Raw genomic sequence first — 17820 nt, 5'->3', positions numbered from 1 at the left:
ATTTATAGTGTCATTTATTGTGGTCTCAAAAACGACATTATTGCGGGTCGGAGTGATTATGATTTCGGGTCGCTACACCTAGTCATAACTAGGGTTTATTCTTACTAATTCGCATTCTATATTGCACAAAAACAACAAAGTATCAAAAACTATGACCTCAACTAGACTCTGGGAATTATCTGAAGAAATTCAACAATTAGAAAATGCGATCGCTCTGATTGCAGATGATAAAACTCTAACTGAAGAAGATAGGGAAATCAAGCTACAAGAAACCTTTAATCAATGGCTCTCAAAAGGCGAATCTTTCAAGGTTAAAGCCGAACAGGTGGCAAGATACATTAGACATCAAGAAGCGATCGCCGAAGCTAGAAAAATCGAAGCTAGACGAATTAGAGAACTAGCGAGTCAAGCAGAGAATGGCGCAGCCAGACTGAGAAAATATTTAATCGATCAGATGATTCGCTCTAATGTTCAAAAAATTGATGGCGTATCTACAAAAATTGGTCTGAGGAAAAAGCAGCAGGAAGTGTTGTTAAACGTCTCTCCTGAAAAATTACCCGCCGAGTATGTCAAAGTTACTTATCAACCAGATCTAACTAAAATTAGAAAATTACTTAAAGCCGATGCTCAAGGTGCTATTGCTTGGGCATCTTTAAGTGAATCTCATCAGTACTCTGTAACTATTAGATGATTAGACTTGTTGGCGATCGCTTCAGTTAAATTCTGAATTGCTTCTGGGGAAAAGTTTTTTAATTGTTCTGCTACTTTCTCTGTGTCTCCATATAAATTGCCACAGAATTTAGCAATTACTGATAAAAGCTAATAAGTTAGGGCTAATTGGTCACTTTCAGACCGCACATCGCCAGCATTTTTAGACTTATTTCCCAACTTGGCAGCGATCGCAAACATTAGCTTAGATAGCTGCTCGTTACTCATGTTTTTAACCAAAATTGATGAGTCTATATTCGCCAATGTTGATGCTTTAGACTCTTTTTCTCTTATTTGATCTGTATAGTATTGCTTTGACTCTGGCTCTAGCTCTTCCATACCTAAAACAAGTTTATCAAAGACGCTAGTTGTTACATCTCTTTTGTAGTTGATGAATTCAGAGATGTGATTTTTGCTAACGCCTGTTACCTCGTGTAACCTCGATCCAGTTATTCCGAAGTAACGTTTTGTTTTAATAAAAGCTTCTCTATGATTCATTATAGCCTATAAGCGTATAATAACACTTGCGAGTTATTAGCGTTTGCGCTAATTTAATTGATTGTTGAATACTCAAAATTATGACATAGACGACCGCATTAAATCTATCAGGCAAATAAAAAAAATGCTCCTGTCAGGGAGCAAATGTTTACAAAAGTTCTTAGTGCATAAGAACTATCGTTCAAAAACTTAAGGATCATAATGCCAAAAATTGAATCTAAAAGCAACTATCTCAAGTTGGAGGGTATGAGTTAACCATGACTATACCAGTCCCCCAACGAATCAACAATAAGCTCACAGAGGAGTTTTACCCATTGCAGAGAGAAGAGTTAATCAAACTGCGGGAGGTCAAGCTAATTAATAATGCAGCGTATGTGCATCTAGCACTACGTTCTGAAAACCCTTTTTGCGATCGCCCCGTTCAGATAATCCCGAAAGAGTTTGCCCTGAGATGGCGGATACCAGAAGTAAGTGTTTATAAAGCGATCGCCAAGCTGAAAGAGTTGGGAATTCTTAATATCAAATCTGGAAAATTGGTCATCGACTGGGTTATCAAATCTGAAAATCAAGACACAGAGACAGATACAGAAGATGTTGCCGTTAACGATTTCTCAAATCCAACAGAAAATTATCAGATCGAAGAAAAAATTATCAGATCTGATAATTCATTATCAAATCCGAAAACCGATTATCAGATCCGAGAAAATTGCGGGCTGAAACCATTGGCAGATATAGGGTCTAGTATCCCTCAGACTCTTCAGACTTATTCAGACTTTAAAGACTCTCTCTCAGAAAGCGAGCGCGAAAATTTTTTAAATTTCGTTAAAGAAAAAATACAAAACCTAGAAAGACCAATTAACGATCTCGATGCGTGGTTAGCCAGTAAAAATGCAGCCAAACAAAATCGATGGGAGATCTATTACAGAAATTTTCAAGAAGCAAAGATTAATGGGACTTATAAAACTACGAGGCACAGTGAAAATGGAGCAGGTTCAGCCCTCGAAGCGAAAAAATTAACGATCGCCAAATTTAGACAAAAAATGCGAGTCGATGAATCGGTGAAAAAACCTGTAGATGAGCCTCAAAATCTAAATTCTAAGGAGGATCAGATTTCTCCTGAAGAATTTAACAAGCTGCTAGACAATCCACCCGAACGAGAAGAAAGGAAAAGCTTGGCTCAACAACGCCGTGAATATATTGCTGAAATTAAACAACAACAAGAAGAAATTAAACGTGCCAGAAAAGAAGCAGCAGAAGAACGGGTAAAACAACTAAATCAAGACCGTGAACAGCAGGAACAGGAAATATTTAAACAAGTCGAAGAACTGAAGCAATGGCAACAGAGCCAACAATCAAGCCAAAACTCCGATCTGAATGAGGAGGATGGGTCAAATGAATAATTCACCAATACCTGCAAATATCGAGGCAGAAGAGGCAATTTTAGGCGGAATTCTCTTCGATCCAATGGCGATGTCTAGGGTAGAACCAGATTTAAGGATTGAAGCTTTCTATCTCCAGAGCCATCAAGAGATTTATCGCGCTGCTATGAATCTTTACCGTCAACAGAAACCGACCGATTTTATGGCTGTCAGCACTTATCTCAGCGATCGCAATTTGTTAGAGAAGGTCGGCGGTTCTGCTAGATTAGCGCAGTTGCTCAATCAAACTGTTTCCGCAGTTAATATTGATCGCTATACTAAACTCGTCAATGAAAAGTACGTCCGACGGCAGTTAATCACTTCTGGTCATGAGATTGTGGAACTTGGCTATGATAACCTGTCAGAATTAGAAGATGTCATCAATGACAGTCAGAAGAAAGTCTTTCAAGTTGGCGATTTGAAAATGAATCACGAAACTGATAGCACTGCTGATATATCTGCTGCTTGCTTTAACGAACTGGAAAGCGATAACCCAATCTACGAAACTGGACTATATGATGTAGATGATTTAATGGTGGGCTTTGAACCTGGAACAATGACTATCCTGGCTGGTAGACCATCCATGGGCAAAAGCGCGATCGCTAATTTCTTCACTTTGCAGATGGCAGCTAAACACAAGCTACCTGCGGTTTATTTCTCCCTAGAAATGACCAAAAAGCAGTTACAGTACCGTCTGTGGAGTTTAATTTCTCAATCTCATTTGTTTTTTGAGCATGAGTTATACCCAGTCAGAGGCGATCGCCTGAGAAAGCAAAGAGCAGGGAAAATTAGCCTCAATCAACAAGAGATGGATTCTATTGCCCAAATCATTAGTATCTGTGCGGAACTACCCATTTTTATCAATGATAATCGCGGAATCTCTGTGGCTGGTATTGCCTCAGAATGTCGCCGAATTAAAGCAAGAGAAGGTAATTTAGGTCTGGTGGTAGTGGACTATCTGCAAATGATGGCAGGGGAAAATGCGAATGGTAATCGTAGTTATGACTTGGGTGATGTAGCGCGATCGCTTTATAAACTAGCAGGAGAAATTGATGCTCCTATTCTGGCTTTATCTCAAGTATCTAGAGGAGTTGAAGCCCGACAGGACAAACGCCCGATGATGTCGGATTTGTCTCAATCAGGAATTTTAGAGATGGTGGCGGATAACATTATCTTTGCCTATAGGGATGAGTATTATTATCCCGATACGGTTAACCAGAATATTCTGGAATTGATCTTAACCAAGGCGAGGCATGGGGATACTGGCAAGATTGAACTGTTGTTTGATAAGTCCTGCGGAATGATTGATAGTTTGAAAGCTTTTGAGTTTAATTGATTGGGTCGCCAAGCCGTTTTACCTCAAATAAAAAAACCCTAGATATATTGATGCGATAACTATGACTTTACAAGAATCAAATATATTTACTCTGAAAAAGACGCATCACGATTAAAAGCTTTCCATATTAATAGTAGCGCATTAAAAGTGGTTTTGTAAGTTTTGTAGGGTGGGTTGAGACGGTAAATACCCTAGCGGAAAAAACAGTAAAATAAAGTCTCGTCGTAACCCACCAAATCCTCTCAAATCAAACCCTTAAACCTATTAACGTCTAATACCTTGCTATGTTTTTATAACCTTTGTATCAAGAGGCTTAGAGAAATTATCAAAACCCAAAATTAAACCAAATGCAAATGGCAAGGAGTAGCCAAACGCTGCTGAATCTCACTCACATTTTCTACCCGATGCCACCTAACATTTGCGTTCTGTAGCTGTTCCACAGCGATCGCAATTAAATGTTGGGGATAGATGCGTTCATGAGGACAGGTAGGTGGCTGGTTACTATTTCTGATGGTTTTAGCAGTATCGGTTAACCATTGCTGCTGTTGACGGCTAATTTTGATATTAATCGTGGCTGGTGGTTCGTTTTGTTCGAGGCGGAGGCTGTGAGCAGCTTCGATATCAATGGAGGTGTTTTGTAGTAGTTGAATGGCGATGCTGACGAGATGTTGTGGATAAACTCTTTCCCCTGGGGCAACAGGTTTAGTATTATTCCGTCTAACCTGACGTGCCGTATCTGCCAGCCATTGTCTTTGGCTGCTGGGAATCTTGATATTGATATTGGTCAGTTGCTTAGTTTTGTCTGCTTCAGTCTCATCTGCTGCGGTCTTACTTGACTCAGTTATCTCTGCTTTGGTTTCTACCGTTCTAGTCTCTGTTGTCTGGGGTTTTTGCTCTTGAGTAGATCTAGGACTGCCAAAGAGGTAATTAATTGTCTGTTCTGGTGAAGCTGACTCGTAGTCGGTGTTCATCTCAGCAATACGCTTAAGCAGTTCTAGCTGTTGGATGGTGGCGTTGATGACTGATAGTTGGTTATGGCTTAGGGTGTGGAGTGATTTGAAGAGGGTCGGGTCTAGGGGTTGATGTGAACCTGTGTGGATGGTGCGACCGTGAGAGCGAATGCTGATAATCAGGTTTTCTAGTTCTTCGACGATCGCTGATAGGTCTTCGTTGGTTATAGTTGCTTGGGCTTTTTGCGCTATTTGTTTTAATTGATGCTCACATTCTAAAAAGTATCGTCTGATTTCTCTACCTTTTTCAGTGCCAGCCATCATTCCCATTGTTTTCAAGCAATCTGTTGATAACAAAATGTGTTCTGAAGGACGACCACCTTTTTCACTAGAGGTTTTTAACCCTATGGTTAAAAACTCCAAACCTTCAATATGGTGAGCTTTTAGCTTCTCTAAAGCTTTCTGCTTGGTTGAAAATCCCAGCCAACGCCACGCATCATCAAAATCAATAGGGAAGTCTTCTTGCGATTCGAGTAATACTAAGGCTGTCTTTTTGTTAAACTTTTTCATTGTGAACCTCTCATTTAGGTTTACTTCCCCTGGGCTTCAGTCAGTACCAATGACTAGCCACGAGGGGACTATTAAATGAATTCTACTATGAAAGGGGTTTTGAGGGCGATCGCTGGTAAAAGCTTCGAGTTATTTATTCATTTTGATTGAATATTGAGGATATTGAGGTTAAAACAAGATATTGATTTATCTAAAATAGTAATTGTTATGAATGAATGCAATATTAAGGAAAAGTTCAAACAATCTTTAGATACAGGCTTTAGAAAAGACAATCATCTTTCAATTGCAGATCTAGCAGAAAGCTATTTTGACTCAGATCAATTTTTTGATCATTGGTTTCGTCAAGAAGGTAACTCATACCATTTTGTATTTAGACATGACTTAGACGTTACAAATATGCAGTTTGCTGAATTAAAGTCATTAATTACGCAACACTTAATCGATGTAACAAACAAAACAAAAGTTACTGAAAAGCTACATTTGATTTCTGTAGAAGAATTTAAAAACCATATTAAAAGCTTAGTAAATACTTTTGCTGCTGATGAATTAAGTTCATTAAAGCAACAATACGTAGAAGCACATGATCAAGATAGTGATACAGAACAAATAATAGAACAAATAAAAGAATCTAAAAAAAATTTAACAAATGAAATTGATAAAAATTATAATGAAGTTATTAACAACTATGTTGTAATTGATTGTTTTTACGATTCTTGTGCTGTATTTTTAGCGCCATGTTATGAACTTCAGCTTAAAGAGATGTGTGCAAGTTCTGGATATATATTTACTTGCGGTAAAAATATCTATATACAAAATACAAAAAAAGCTAATTATAAAGATCTTAAAAGGAAACTAGAAAATTTTCTTAAAAAAGAGCATATTAATGGAAAAAAACTATTATTTAAAGTTTATTCAGAAGATCAAGATATTTCAAAAAATAATCAAGATGATCAAGATAGTTTAGATAAGCTCAAAATTTATATTCCAAAATTTTATATGGACAATAAAACTATTTTAGAAATCTTAAATGAACTACATAAAAATTTTGAGGAGAAACTAATAGTTGATCGGTATGACATACTAGATCCTGAAAAAAAATGGGATAGAAACGAACATATTTTAAAAGAAAAAGATAATAGTAAAAGTATATTTTTGTTTAAGGATAGCAAAATAGATTTTACTTCAAATAAAAGAGATATAAATCAATATTATATATGCTATGAGCAACTGTATAAAAATTGTAATCCATTTTATAAATTTGAGGAAAACAAACCAGCTTGGATTGCTCCAGTTACCATACCACATACCTTATTATCAGCTATGTTAAACCTTGCGGAAATAGAAAATATGGAAACTGGGGGGTCAAATAAAAAAATTAAAATTCTAGATCCTTTTGCTGGTAGTGGAACAACTTATTTTGAGGCATTAAAATACGGAGAAAAAGTAGAAGTTTGTTGTAGTGATATTTCACCAATTTCTAATATGCTATGTCAAGATAACTTAGAATTTTTTGGCGGTCTTGAAACAAAAGATATTCAGAAGTTAGAAGAAATTAATAATACTTTATCAGAATTAAAGACTGCTTTTGATAAAGGTGACGATAATATCAATATCAATATCAATCAATATAATGATATTGTTGATTTTTTATATGAAACTTATATAGAAAAAGATGAAAAAGATCCAGATGAAGAAAACTGTAAATTTTTGAAAAAAGATGAATATAAAAATAATTTAAGTTCTAGAATACTTTTTTATATTCTTTACAAAATCTTTTTTAAGCATTTGACGTTGAATAATCAAAATTCTAATACTAAAGATGAAACACTTAATATATGGAAGCAATTATATAGTAATAATATTATCAATTTTATTGAACTGACTAAAAATTTGATTGAACATAAAAAAACTATTAACAATAGTTCAGGTAAAAATAGCCAATGCCAATATATAGATTTTGAAGATCAGAAAAGTTATTCAAAATCCTGTACTATAAATTATAATAAATTTGACACAAGTGACAGAGATTTTATCACAGAGGAAAATATTAATAATAAAAATGAAGTTGAAGAACTTAAGAAACTTGAGGAAGAAAATAAATATGACGTTATAGTAACAGATCCTCCTTACGGTTTTAACACAACAGAAGATCTAAAAGAGTTGATAAAAATATACACAGTAGGAATAGAAAAATTAATTCTTCTTTTAAAAGATCCAGGTCAACTTATATTATCTCTTCCTGAATATTCATATAATGGTCAGGAATTAAAATACTTTACTCGAAAAGATTTCCTGATTAAACAAATTATATCTACTGCTCAAAAACATGGTAAAGAGATTGTAAATCCAGCTTCGTCTCTCACATATGATAGACAACTCTTTCTTCCTCCTTATTATTGGGAGTCAAAACGTTCATTACGCCGTTCTATTTTACATTTTAAAATTAGAAATATTAACAACGAAAAAAATTCAAGATAAAAGAGTACACATTGGAAATGTGATTTCGTTTTGAATTATTTTAGGAATTATAAATTCAACTGTTCCCTTAATTCCTCCACATTCCTAACCTCACCCCAATCAACCCCCGCAGCTTCCAAAAAATCGATCGCCACTCCAATCAAATGCTGCGGATAAACTCTCTCTGCTGGTAGCACTGGATCAGTATTGTTATTGCGTACCGTGCTAGCTGTATCTGTCAGCCATTCTTTTTGGTCTTTTCTGATTTTGATATTCACCGTGACCAACTGTTCCTTTTTCTGCTTAAGCTTGGTTTTCTTGACTAATTTAGCCTCAGATTTAGCAGATTTAACAGGTTGAGTTTCAGTTTCCTTGACTTCAGGCTCGGCTTTAACTTCTTGTGCTGATTCTGATGTTTTTGTTGGTTCTGGTTGCGTTTTTTTGATGCCAGAGAAGTTACCTAATTTCATTCCTCCCATTCTCTTATCGCTCATTTCCATAACCTCACACATTCGTTAGCCAGTGATTGATAGGCTTTTGCTCCAGGCGATCGCGGTGCGTAATCGATGACGGGTATCTGTTGGGCGATCGCTTCAGCGACGGCGATGTTTTCTGGTACGAGAGTTTTAAACAGGGTATAACCTGATTCCTCTGCTGCTTCGGTTAATAGGTTGTCAGCTTCTCTAGTGATGACCAGTTGAGAGCGGTATCTGACTCTAGCGACATCGATGGGAACATCGGGGCGTTCTCCTTTGATTAGCTGTAATGCCTCGGATAATCCTTTTAAGACCGCAGGTTCGCAGATAACGGGCATCAACACGCGATCGCTGGCTAAGATTGCCTGTACCGACGCGATACCCAAACCAGGGGAACAGTCCATCAAACAGATATCGAAATTTTTGAGCTTTTCCAAGGCTGGAGTAAATAAATCTGAGTCTGCATCTAGCTGAAACATTCCTATATCTCCAGGTATCAGCCAGAGATTTTTAGTCTTGGTTTCCAAAGGTTGAACTTCACCATCGCTCAACCAATTCATTGCTGTAGGCGCATCACCATCTAAACCCAAACCAAAACTTAGTGTCCTCTGCCCATCCAAATCGATTAACAATACCTTGCGCTTTGAGGTAGCCAGACTTGCACCTAAATTAAGGGTGGTGGTTGATTTCGCAGTACCTCCCTTGAAATTGAAAACGGCAATCTTCAACATAATAAAATCCTATTGCGGTGCAGCGCGGTCTTGGGGTTTCCATCAAACTAAGCGATGCAAGCCCTATGAGCGACTGCACCAAGAAAAGGTTTAATACCTTACTACGTTAATCATTTAAACCTAATAACTCATTAACATCTAAAAGCTTAATAGTTTATTCGGTTAATAATTTAATACCTTAAAAGGTTAAACAGTTAATAGTAATAAACTTTTAACCTATAAACGTCTAATACCTTTAAGGGTTAAAAAGTTATTAGAATAATAAACGATATAGGATACAGAGTAGTGCTAATAATCACTATGGCTGAAATAAAGTACCAACTAGACAAGTGGCAGCGTTCAAGCTGGCAAAAAGACACACGTTTTTACCTACTGGAATTGTGCCAAGATTTATTTGGCAACTGGATTATTAAGCGTACTTGGGGTAGTGCCGTCAAACAAGATTTCGGTCGCTCCAACTCAACAATCTGCCCAGACTATCAAACAGGTTTACTGTGGTATGAAAAACAAGCGAACCGTCGCAGTAAACGAGGATATGTATCAAAGGATAAAGTGAGTCAAAATTAAGCTCAAACTTCACGCTACTATAAAGGCGGAGCAATAAAGAAGTCGATTGATGAGTGTAACCAAACTCGAAAAAGCCGAAGCCGACCATGGTTTTATCGGTATATGGCATATCTACGAGATGTCAGAGTGGGACGAAGACTATTTCAACATGGAAACTCAAGCCTACATTGAAATTCAAGCAGATAATTCAGGTGATTTTCAATTTGGGCTAGTTAGTGGTTATATTGATGGCTACATTGAACAGACAGGAGATAAAGAGCGTCTGAGCTTCACTTGGGAAGGTCAAGATGAGATGGATGAAGCTAATGGTAGCGGTTGGTTAGAATTAAACGGTGATGATGATGTAGAAGGATTAATCGGGTTTCATATGGGCGATCGCTCTACGTTTCAAGCCAAAAGAGCTAGTTAATCGAGCAACATGACTCAACCAAAAATTAACCTGACCACTTTCAAAAAACACCTAAAAGCTCGTTCTCAGGAAGAATTAATCGCCGATATTTCCGAACTCTACAAAAGATTTCAACCAGTAAAAGACTATTACCAAATTCAACTCGCTCCCCAAGACGAAACTCAAGTTGCAGCCAAATACAAAAAGATTATCGAAGATGAGTTTTTCCCGACTCGTGGTTTCGACAGAGCTAAGTTATCAGTCGCCAAAAAAGCCATTACCGAATACAAAAAAGTCACCAAAACAGCTACAAGTTTGATAGATATCATGCTGTTTTATGTCGAGCAGGGAGTGAGATTTACCGATGCCTATGGCGATATCGACGAGCCATTCTATATCAGTATGGAAACGATGTATGAGAAGGCTGTTAACGAAATTATCAAACACGGACAGCAAGATATTTTTCAAAAACGCTGTTACAAGATTGTCTCAGACACCTCGGATATGGGCTGGGGATTTCACGATACCCTAAGCGAGATATACGAAGACGCTTTTCAGTAGTATTTGTAGTATTTTGTAGGGTGGGTTAGATGGGAATTACCTTGAATCAAAACCGTTAAATCAACAATCCATCGTAACCCACCAATTTTTACAATAGCGATCGCCAAACACCTCCTAATTCCCCTTCCTCCTACCAGAAATCAATATTTTACCTAGTTCCGTTTCGTACCAGTTCCGTTTCCCCTGCCCCTATAGAAGCGGAAAAAAAACTAATTTTTCAATTAATCAACGAAATATTACTGTTCTCAGATTGTCTTGCTGAAGCTTATAAAGGAGATAAACCTCTATTTAAAACTACAGCAGTAAATGAACCAAACTAACGAACCGAGTAAGCTGGAAACTAAATTATCTTCTAATGCTATTGATGCAGTAATAAAGGCTTTCGATTTAGGTATGTCGCCCCAGCAGCTTCAAGAGTTTAAAGAGCAAGCTGTCAAAGATGCTAAAGCATTAGCCAACGAGTGGGAACTTGAATCATGCCGATTAAGAGACATAGAAGAAAGCTAGCCAACGGCGAAGAGAAAATATATACCTATGTTGTGTCGGGGGATGGTTCACGCCGACAATCTCTGTCTGCCCATGAAAGTTCGGACTCGCTACAAATCTACAGAGGTAAAGAATTCTGTCGCATTGTCGCTGCACTCCAGGCAAACTCAAGTTTATTAGTTGTTGGCGAAGCTGGTTGTGGCAAAACCTTCTTATCCCAAGCCATTACTGCCGAGTTAACAGAAATGAACTTTCAGGTAGCTGTCACCAAACCAGGAACAGTCAAGCAAATCCTGAGTGAAATAGCAGCACAGTTGGGGGTGGATACAGAAAACCTCGACGGTAAAGCACTCTCGACAATGGGACTGATGAAAGAGATTGCTGACTGGCTATTAGTGAACACCGCTTTTCTCATCTGTGACAATGCTCATCGTTTTCCTGTTTCCCTACGCTGCTGGTTAGACCAACTCCACACTCAAGGACAACCAATTTTACTACTAGCTAACTATCCTCCAGCACGAGATATTTTCTTAAAACTGCCCAGGATTGAACTAGAACCAATGGCAGAAAAGGCGACTAGAGCCATCATGTTAGAAGCTGCTGCGGAGTTAAACTTAGAACTTACTCCTGCTCAATTAGCATCTCTACAACAGAGAGTCGGCGGTAATCCCATGTTAGCCAAAAGGGTAGTCAGAGAAGAATATTTAGGTTTAGATGGTCAGGCATTAGACCATACTCAATGGTTTGATATTACTCCCTATATCATTGCTGCTTTGATGTGTTTGGTGTTGATTCGCTTTATCGGACTTGGATTTAATAATAAATCGTTGTATCTACTGGGTGGCATTATCACCGTATCGGTAGCGGTAATTCGCCTCATTTTATACAGCTTGCCTCGCAGTAAAGGAAGATTGGGTCAATGATGTCGCGGACTCACATAGTCCTGGCTGTAGCTGCTACTTCTCTGGTTTTAGGTACGGCTGACCCAGTGGTGCTTAGTCTGAGCGCGATCGCGTCACAGTTTCCAGACGTGGATACGACTAAAAGTTATTCAGGACGAGTTTTATTTCCCCTCAGCAGCTATCTAGAAAAACGTTTTGCCCATCGCTCCATTACCCATAGTTTTTTAGCATTAGCCGTTTTTGCGATCGCCATAGTCCCCGTTACTTTCTTCGGCTATAAATACTATTTAGGTATGGTATCTGGTTTCTTCTGGGGCTTCTTTGGCGATGTCTTTACTAAGTCAGGAGTAGCACTATTTTATCCTTCTAAAGTTAGGGCAATTTGTCCTGCCAATCCCAGACTGAGATTGTCTACTGGCAGCAGTGCGGAATGGTTTGTCTTGTTTATTCTGATTGTATTTGCCATCCTGAGCATTCAGATTAATTCAGCAGGGGGCATAGTCAGAAACTTTAACCAAGCATTAGGCTTACCATCAGGAGCAATTGAAACCGTCAACCAAGACGCATCCCGTTATTTACTCAAGGCACAGATCAAAGGACGTAATGCTATTACTCAAGAACCAATAGAGAAAGACTATGAGATTATTCAACCCCTCAATCAGAATGATTTACTAGTTAAAGATGAACTGGGAACTGCTTATCGCGTGGGTAATTCTCAAGAGTGTCAGATTATTGCTAGTCAAATGAAGATTGAACGGGTAGCACCTATTACTACTACAGTTACTAATCTGTTCTTTGATGATGAGGAGTTGTATGAGAAGATTGCAGCTTTACCCCAGTCGCAAACTTATTTAAGTGGTACTCTGACTATTTTTGATACCGATGGTCTGATTATACCCAGCCACATTGACCGTTATGACACGATTACTTTGCAGCCAGGGAGTGATATTGCTTATGTACGGTTGATTGCTAGCTCGCCGATAGATGTGTTGAGGTTGTTGGGGGATTATTATGCGAGTGGAAATTTGGTAGTTAGAATTGTCGAGCCTAAAAAGTGAACTAGAAATGAGTTGTCTGTTCCTGTGTTGGTCTATTGGGTTTGGGTGTAATCTGAGTTCGGGGACGGGCGATTAGCCCGAAGGGCTACGCTTTGCGATCGCCTAATTGTCCTGGGTTGGAATCCCCATATTGCTATCTGCTACGACCTGCGATAGAGATCGTCAACAATTTCGTTACAAAACTTGACAAATAACTTTACATTAGTTAATGTACTTATATGGATAAAAAAACACATTATTTTTTTCCCGTTTCCTATCCTGTTCTGAAAACCGAACAAATATATAAACAACGCAATCATAAACACAATGACAACTACACTACAACAAAGCCAAACCCAGAATAACTGGGAAAGGTTCTGTCAGTGGGTAACAAGCACTAATAACCGCATCTACGTCGGTTGGTTTGGAGTCTTGATGATCCCTACACTCCTAGCAGCAACAACTTGTTTTCTCATCGCCTTCGTCGCAGCACCCCCAGTGGACATTGACGGTATCCGCGAACCCGTAGCAGGTTCATTGATCTACGGCAACAACATCATCTCTGGAGCAGTAGTACCTAGTTCCAACGCAATTGGACTACACTTCTATCCCATCTGGGAAGCAGCTTCACTTGATGAGTGGTTATATAACGGTGGTCCTTACCAATTGATTATTTTCCACTTCTTGATCGGAGTATTTTCCTACCTCGGTCGTCAGTGGGAACTATCATTCCGTCTAGGAATGCGTCCTTGGATCTGTGTAGCTTACTCAGCACCAGTATCGGCAGCCACAGCAGTATTCTTAATCTACCCATTAGGACAAGGTTCCTTCTCCGATGGTATGCCTTTAGGAATCTCTGGAACATTCAACTTCATGTTGGTCTTCCAAGCAGAACACAACATCTTGATGCACCCCTTCCACATGTTGGGAGTAGCAGGTGTATTCGGCGGAAGTTTGTTCTCTGCAATGCACGGTTCACTAGTAACTTCCTCCTTAGTACGTGAAACAACTGAGTCTGAGTCACAGAACTACGGCTACAAATTCGGACAAGAAGAAGAGACTTACAACATCGTGGCAGCACACGGCTACTTCGGTCGTCTAATCTTCCAATATGCATCCTTCAACAACAGCAGAAGTCTACACTTCTTCTTAGGTGCATGGCCAGTAATCGGCATCTGGTTCACAGCAATGGGTATTTCCACCATGGCTTTCAACCTCAACGGATTTAACTTCAACCAGTCGGTAATGGACTCTCAAGGACGTGTAGTCAACACTTGGGCAGACATCTTAAACAGAGCCAACCTTGGTTTTGAAGTAATGCACGAACGTAATGCACACAACTTCCCTCTTGACCTTGCTAGTGGCGACTCTGCTCCTGTAGCTTTAAGCGCTCCCGCAATCAACGGTTAATATCTTTTAATTAATTAAGAAAGCGTCCTCCAACAATGGGGGGCGTTTTTTATTTTCAAGGCTATTCAATTCCCCCAGTACTCTCCAGGAAGATCCTTTTTTTTAACAGTAACCCTGCCAACTTTCTTACCTGACATTCTCAATAATTCATCACCTGAAAATTCAAAACCAAGCTTTAATGCTATTTGTGAAACTTCATCTGCTGTTGAAGAAGCAAGCACCTCATTTTTAAGTGCAGGTTCAGACTGCATTTTCTTTAAAAATGCTTCGAGTTGATCTAAAGCCATATTTGAAACTCCTATTCTCGCTATGCATGTGTTGCGAACTTGTTGATCAGACTTATAATAGACCATCTTAAATGCTCTGAGACTGAATATTCATGACCGCAAAATCTTAACCTCCACACTCCCTATTGCATACTGTTCTCTCAAAAGCGCCCTAAAGGACGACGCGACGTAAGGAGCTAGTGCTTTAGGGCAACCGCGTCGCGATCGCATCCCCCAAATTACTATAATTAAATTTCAAATTATCCTCAACCAACTTAGCCGTAACCATTCCAACTGACATATCGCAGCCATTGGAGCATCAGGCAGTGGTAAAACTCAGACCTCAAAGCGATCGCTCTTTCCAACTCAGATTACGCTGCGCGTCCCAAACTAAGCGGGATAAATAGCCTTCGGATCACGGCAAAACCCTCAAAAATAATCGATAACAGGTATTAGAACCCATAACTAATATCAGCCGATGTTTGCCCGCAAAGAAAAACCCTTACCAATAGCCGTTCTCAAACCCGAACCCACCACTAACACCCAACAGACAGAAGGTGAAGGCATCCACTTGGGAGAAGGTTATTACTGGAATCCTGAAACCCTACCCAACGGGCATATCGTAGCCATTGGTGCATCTGGCAGTGGTAAAACTCAGACCTTGAAGGCGATCGCTTTTTCTCTCCATCAGACCTACCCCCAGATGCAGGTTATCCTACTGGATTTTCACGGCGACCAAGAGATTATCGGTGAGACTTGCTATCCGATACACATGGCATCCCCTCACGGTATTAATCCTTTAGTAGTCAATCTCGACCCAGAAGGGGGCGGATCAAATTTACAGGCGATTCAGATGGCGGGGATACTGAAAAAATCTTTACGCCTCGGCCCCAATCAAGAAGGGATGTTAATTGAGGTCATTAAAACCTGCTATCTCAAACGGGGTATAGTTCAGGAGCAACGGTCAACATGGAATTTAGAACCACCTAACTTTGATGATCTTGAAGAAGAACTTAACCGCCGAGTCGCTACTGCATTCCAAGACGATAGTAAAAAAGAACTAGCCGAAAGTATCTGTATTGAAAATCTACCAGTCGGCAAGCCTAATACCAGTGGTATTTATTTTATTTTCCATCAATCTGTAGGGGCGAATGGTGAGACAGTTGCGGTGGGCGGGTTCCCCGACATAAGCAAACTGTCGAACCCGAAGGGCAATTCGCCCTTGCTTTACATCGGTGCAGCCAGAGACATTCAAAAACGCATCGATGGACATCACCACATTCGTTACCTCCTCAAAGAACATTATCCAGGGGAAACCTTTCAAATCCGCTACTACGAACATCTTTCTGATTGGCAGGAACTAATCAAACTCGAAAACTACCTCATCCAGATCCACAGACCATCTCTCAACCAAACCACCCTCAGAACCGAATGCAAAGACAGCCAGAAATTAAAGCTGAAACTAGCTGCCACTTTTCAGTATGGAGTATTCAGCCGTCCCCAACCAAAGCTAACCGAAAAACTGATCCGCATCGACCTATCCAAACTTCCACCCGAACTAGCAGCCATTTCCGCCGAATCCCTAGCTTGGCAACTAATGAACCAACATCGTTTACTTGGTGAAATACAAGGCAGACTGCCCAGGACTTTCCTATTTATCGATGAAGCCAAAGAAATGCCCAAAAACGAAGGTAGTGCTTGCGATCGCATCATCGCTGATGGCAGAAAATTCGGACTATCTCTAGTCCTAGCCTCCCAATCCGAACGCCATCTCAGTCAGGATGTAATCGGCAACTCCGCTAGTAAAATTGTGCTTCCAGTTGACCAGACCGAAGTAAACAAAGTAGCCAAAAAATTCAGATTCGCCGAGAAAAAAGTAGCCGAACTTACTTCTCTCACAGCCCTCTGTCGCTTTGGTAAAGAAGCCGAACTTCTAGAAATTCTTCCTTATTACCAACGATTAAAAGATGTTGAATAAAGTTAGAAAATTCCTCAAAAACCATTCTCCCGATTGGCTCAACACCGAAGTCAATAAAGACCTGCTGCAAAATCTCTCTGCAAACATCACATCAACTTCCAAGACTAAAGATATCGACACTGCCCCCTTTAATAAGGGGGGTTGGGGGGATCTAAACCAACCTCAAGACCAAGTTAAACGAAGTTTAAACAAGTCTAATACCAATAATAATCTCCCATTAATGACTGTAAAAGGAACACCTCACTGGCGCAGAATCGAACGTGTATTCCAAACTCTCAACACCGCCCCAGAAAACTCTACCTACAACCAACTCATCGAATACGTCAAAGAAACTACAGGCAAAGGCTGCTCCCGTAAACTAATTTCTAAGTGGAAAAAACACCGTCAAAACTCATCACTATTACCACCTACTGAAGAGCGGAATCTTTTAGGCGATCGCCAAAGACGCAGCTTCGCTGAACGCGAAACAAATATTGTTAGCGTATCTCCTGTAATGGCTATTAGTGCAGCTTCATCAGTTCCCCATACCCAAACAATTCAACCAGAATTATCTACTGCTTGCCCTCGAATGGGGGTCAACGATTTTCAGTTGAACGAACCAGCAGATAATTTTAGTAATGATAATTCCTTAGACCGTCCTTCATTACTACCTTTTAAAGCTTGGTCGTATTTAACAGCAGCAGGAATAACGATCGCCTTAGTTGGATGCGAATTACTACCTCTTCAACTCTCCAATAATCGACTAACTGAAAACATTGCCTTTGCACAGACATCAATTGAGGCGGCGCGTTTTGGGTATGAATCTTCACACCCAAAAGCCGCCGCAAGTGAACTAAATTCTTCTCCCGTGTCCTCCTCTGTCACAGAACCCTTACCTCCTCTTCCAGAAATATCAGAAACCAGGAAAAATCGCCTCGAACCCAGCAATATCAAAATTGAACTCACTCTCTCCAATCCTCAAGACCTAAAGGTAAAACCAGGAGACAGAGTAAGTGCAGGTCAAACCCTTTCAAATCGCGCATCCGAACGTAACCGACTACAGGCGAAGAAGAAACAGCTACAGCTATCACTAGAAAAACTC

Annotated in this window: 17 protein-coding genes and 1 pseudogene; 13 read left to right on the top strand and 5 right to left on the bottom strand. The window is 39.6% G+C overall.

The window, feature by feature from the left end; all coding sequences use genetic code 11:
* The first annotated feature begins 151 nt into the window (after positions 1-151).
* Positions 152-691, top strand: a complete 540-nt coding sequence (locus tag C7B62_RS19095) for a siphovirus Gp157 family protein (RefSeq protein WP_106240740.1) — start codon at positions 152-154, stop codon at positions 689-691.
* Between the two features lie 128 nt (positions 692-819).
* On the opposite strand, the gene C7B62_RS19090 is transcribed toward C7B62_RS19095, so the two are convergent.
* The gene (locus tag C7B62_RS19090) at positions 820-1206 is read right to left on the bottom strand and encodes a hypothetical protein (protein WP_106240736.1); all 387 of its coding nucleotides are present in this window, start codon (positions 1204-1206) and stop codon (positions 820-822) included.
* Between the two features lie 257 nt (positions 1207-1463).
* Here C7B62_RS19090 and C7B62_RS19085 point away from each other — a divergent pair, with 257 nt between their 5' ends.
* Positions 1464-2606: a hypothetical protein gene (locus C7B62_RS19085; protein WP_106240732.1), complete on the top strand. Its 1143-nt coding sequence runs from the start codon at positions 1464-1466 to the stop codon at positions 2604-2606.
* Positions 2599-3960, top strand: a complete 1362-nt coding sequence (dnaB, locus tag C7B62_RS19080; RefSeq protein WP_106240750.1) for a replicative DNA helicase — start codon at positions 2599-2601, stop codon at positions 3958-3960. The genes C7B62_RS19085 and dnaB overlap by 8 nt, the downstream gene beginning before the upstream one ends.
* A 338-nt stretch (positions 3961-4298) precedes the next feature.
* On the opposite strand, the gene C7B62_RS19075 is transcribed toward dnaB, so the two are convergent.
* Entirely contained in the window at positions 4299-5480 is a 1182-nt protein-coding gene (locus tag C7B62_RS19075; protein ID WP_106240729.1) for a hypothetical protein, read from the bottom strand.
* A gap of 207 nt (positions 5481-5687) precedes the next feature.
* Between C7B62_RS19075 and C7B62_RS19070 the strand changes: the two genes are divergently transcribed.
* Positions 5688-7958 (top strand): hypothetical protein, encoded by a 2271-nt coding sequence (locus C7B62_RS19070; protein WP_106240725.1) that lies wholly within the window; start codon positions 5688-5690, stop codon positions 7956-7958.
* A gap of 47 nt (positions 7959-8005) precedes the next feature.
* Here the strand turns inward: C7B62_RS19070 and C7B62_RS19065 are convergent, their stop codons facing one another.
* Together C7B62_RS19065 and C7B62_RS19060 are read right to left on the bottom strand one after the other, a co-directional pair.
* On the bottom strand, positions 8006-8431 hold the full coding sequence (locus tag C7B62_RS19065; RefSeq protein WP_106240747.1) for a hypothetical protein: 426 nt from the start codon (positions 8429-8431) through the stop codon (positions 8006-8008).
* Entirely contained in the window at positions 8428-9144 is a 717-nt protein-coding gene (locus tag C7B62_RS19060) for a ParA family protein (RefSeq protein WP_106240721.1), read from the bottom strand. The genes C7B62_RS19065 and C7B62_RS19060 overlap by 4 nt, the downstream gene beginning before the upstream one ends.
* Positions 9145-9444: 300 nt before the next feature.
* Here C7B62_RS19060 and C7B62_RS19055 point away from each other — a divergent pair, with 300 nt between their 5' ends.
* The 7 genes from C7B62_RS19055 (at position 9445) to psbA (ending at position 14495) form a co-directional block, all read left to right on the top strand.
* Positions 9445-9711, top strand: coding sequence for a WGR domain-containing protein (locus tag C7B62_RS19055; protein WP_106240718.1), 267 nt, complete (start codon positions 9445-9447; stop codon positions 9709-9711).
* 49 nt (positions 9712-9760) lie between these two features.
* Positions 9761-10120 (top strand): hypothetical protein, encoded by a 360-nt coding sequence (locus C7B62_RS19050; protein WP_106240715.1) that lies wholly within the window; start codon positions 9761-9763, stop codon positions 10118-10120.
* 9 nt (positions 10121-10129) lie between these two features.
* Positions 10130-10660: a DUF6155 family protein gene (locus C7B62_RS19045; RefSeq protein WP_106240713.1), complete on the top strand. Its 531-nt coding sequence runs from the start codon at positions 10130-10132 to the stop codon at positions 10658-10660.
* Positions 10661-10966: 306 nt separating this feature from the next.
* Positions 10967-11167 (top strand): hypothetical protein, encoded by a 201-nt coding sequence (locus C7B62_RS19040; RefSeq protein WP_106240709.1) that lies wholly within the window; start codon positions 10967-10969, stop codon positions 11165-11167.
* A complete protein-coding gene (locus tag C7B62_RS19035) occupies positions 11137-12069 on the top strand; it encodes an AAA family ATPase (protein ID WP_106240706.1) in 933 nt (310 codons plus the stop codon). The genes C7B62_RS19040 and C7B62_RS19035 overlap by 31 nt, the downstream gene beginning before the upstream one ends.
* A complete protein-coding gene (locus tag C7B62_RS19030) occupies positions 12066-13106 on the top strand; it encodes a metal-dependent hydrolase (protein WP_106240702.1) in 1041 nt (346 codons plus the stop codon). The genes C7B62_RS19035 and C7B62_RS19030 overlap by 4 nt, the downstream gene beginning before the upstream one ends.
* Positions 13107-13412: 306 nt before the next feature.
* The gene (gene psbA / locus C7B62_RS19025) at positions 13413-14495 is read left to right on the top strand and encodes a photosystem II q(b) protein (RefSeq protein WP_106240699.1); all 1083 of its coding nucleotides are present in this window, start codon (positions 13413-13415) and stop codon (positions 14493-14495) included.
* A 65-nt stretch (positions 14496-14560) separates the two neighbouring features.
* Here the strand turns inward: psbA and C7B62_RS19020 are convergent, their stop codons facing one another.
* The gene (locus tag C7B62_RS19020; protein ID WP_106240743.1) at positions 14561-14782 is read right to left on the bottom strand and encodes a Nif11-like leader peptide family natural product precursor; all 222 of its coding nucleotides are present in this window, start codon (positions 14780-14782) and stop codon (positions 14561-14563) included.
* A 457-nt stretch (positions 14783-15239) separates the two neighbouring features.
* Here C7B62_RS19020 and C7B62_RS19015 point away from each other — a divergent pair, with 457 nt between their 5' ends.
* Both C7B62_RS19015 and C7B62_RS19010 read left to right on the top strand, forming a co-directional pair.
* Positions 15240-16739 carry an ATP-binding protein gene (locus C7B62_RS19015; RefSeq protein WP_106240695.1) on the top strand — a complete coding sequence of 500 codons (1500 nt, stop codon included), beginning with the start codon at positions 15240-15242 and terminating at the stop codon, positions 16737-16739.
* Positions 16729-17820: pseudogene (locus C7B62_RS19010) on the top strand (hypothetical protein); the annotation flags it as partial. The gene C7B62_RS19015 and the pseudogene C7B62_RS19010, both read left to right, overlap by 11 nt.

Origin of the sequence: Pleurocapsa sp. CCALA 161, from assembly GCF_003003995.1 — a bacterium.
Taxonomy (GTDB): Bacteria; Cyanobacteriota; Cyanobacteriia; order Cyanobacteriales; family Xenococcaceae; genus Waterburya.
This window is presented reverse-complemented; position numbering and strand designations above follow the sequence as displayed.

What these genes read in the sequence shown, in the direction of transcription:
- C7B62_RS19095 (WP_106240740.1), top strand. Translation starts at nt 152, where the DNA reads ATGACCTCAACTAGACTCTGGGAATTATCTGAAGAAATTCAACAATTA.
- C7B62_RS19090 (WP_106240736.1), bottom strand. Translation starts at nt 1,206, where the DNA reads ATGAATCATAGAGAAGCTTTTATTAAAACAAAACGTTACTTCGGAATA.
- C7B62_RS19085 (WP_106240732.1), top strand. Translation starts at nt 1,464, where the DNA reads ATGACTATACCAGTCCCCCAACGAATCAACAATAAGCTCACAGAGGAG.
- dnaB (WP_106240750.1), top strand. Translation starts at nt 2,599, where the DNA reads ATGAATAATTCACCAATACCTGCAAATATCGAGGCAGAAGAGGCAATT.
- C7B62_RS19075 (WP_106240729.1), bottom strand. Translation starts at nt 5,480, where the DNA reads ATGAAAAAGTTTAACAAAAAGACAGCCTTAGTATTACTCGAATCGCAA.
- C7B62_RS19070 (WP_106240725.1), top strand. Translation starts at nt 5,688, where the DNA reads ATGAATGAATGCAATATTAAGGAAAAGTTCAAACAATCTTTAGATACA.
- C7B62_RS19065 (WP_106240747.1), bottom strand. Translation starts at nt 8,431, where the DNA reads ATGAGCGATAAGAGAATGGGAGGAATGAAATTAGGTAACTTCTCTGGC.
- C7B62_RS19060 (WP_106240721.1), bottom strand. Translation starts at nt 9,144, where the DNA reads ATGTTGAAGATTGCCGTTTTCAATTTCAAGGGAGGTACTGCGAAATCA.
- C7B62_RS19055 (WP_106240718.1), top strand. Translation starts at nt 9,445, where the DNA reads ATGGCTGAAATAAAGTACCAACTAGACAAGTGGCAGCGTTCAAGCTGG.
- C7B62_RS19050 (WP_106240715.1), top strand. Translation starts at nt 9,761, where the DNA reads ATGAGTGTAACCAAACTCGAAAAAGCCGAAGCCGACCATGGTTTTATC.
- C7B62_RS19045 (WP_106240713.1), top strand. Translation starts at nt 10,130, where the DNA reads ATGACTCAACCAAAAATTAACCTGACCACTTTCAAAAAACACCTAAAA.
- C7B62_RS19040 (WP_106240709.1), top strand. Translation starts at nt 10,967, where the DNA reads ATGAACCAAACTAACGAACCGAGTAAGCTGGAAACTAAATTATCTTCT.
- C7B62_RS19035 (WP_106240706.1), top strand. Translation starts at nt 11,137, where the DNA reads ATGCCGATTAAGAGACATAGAAGAAAGCTAGCCAACGGCGAAGAGAAA.
- C7B62_RS19030 (WP_106240702.1), top strand. Translation starts at nt 12,066, where the DNA reads ATGATGTCGCGGACTCACATAGTCCTGGCTGTAGCTGCTACTTCTCTG.
- psbA (WP_106240699.1), top strand. Translation starts at nt 13,413, where the DNA reads ATGACAACTACACTACAACAAAGCCAAACCCAGAATAACTGGGAAAGG.
- C7B62_RS19020 (WP_106240743.1), bottom strand. Translation starts at nt 14,782, where the DNA reads ATGGCTTTAGATCAACTCGAAGCATTTTTAAAGAAAATGCAGTCTGAA.
- C7B62_RS19015 (WP_106240695.1), top strand. Translation starts at nt 15,240, where the DNA reads ATGTTTGCCCGCAAAGAAAAACCCTTACCAATAGCCGTTCTCAAACCC.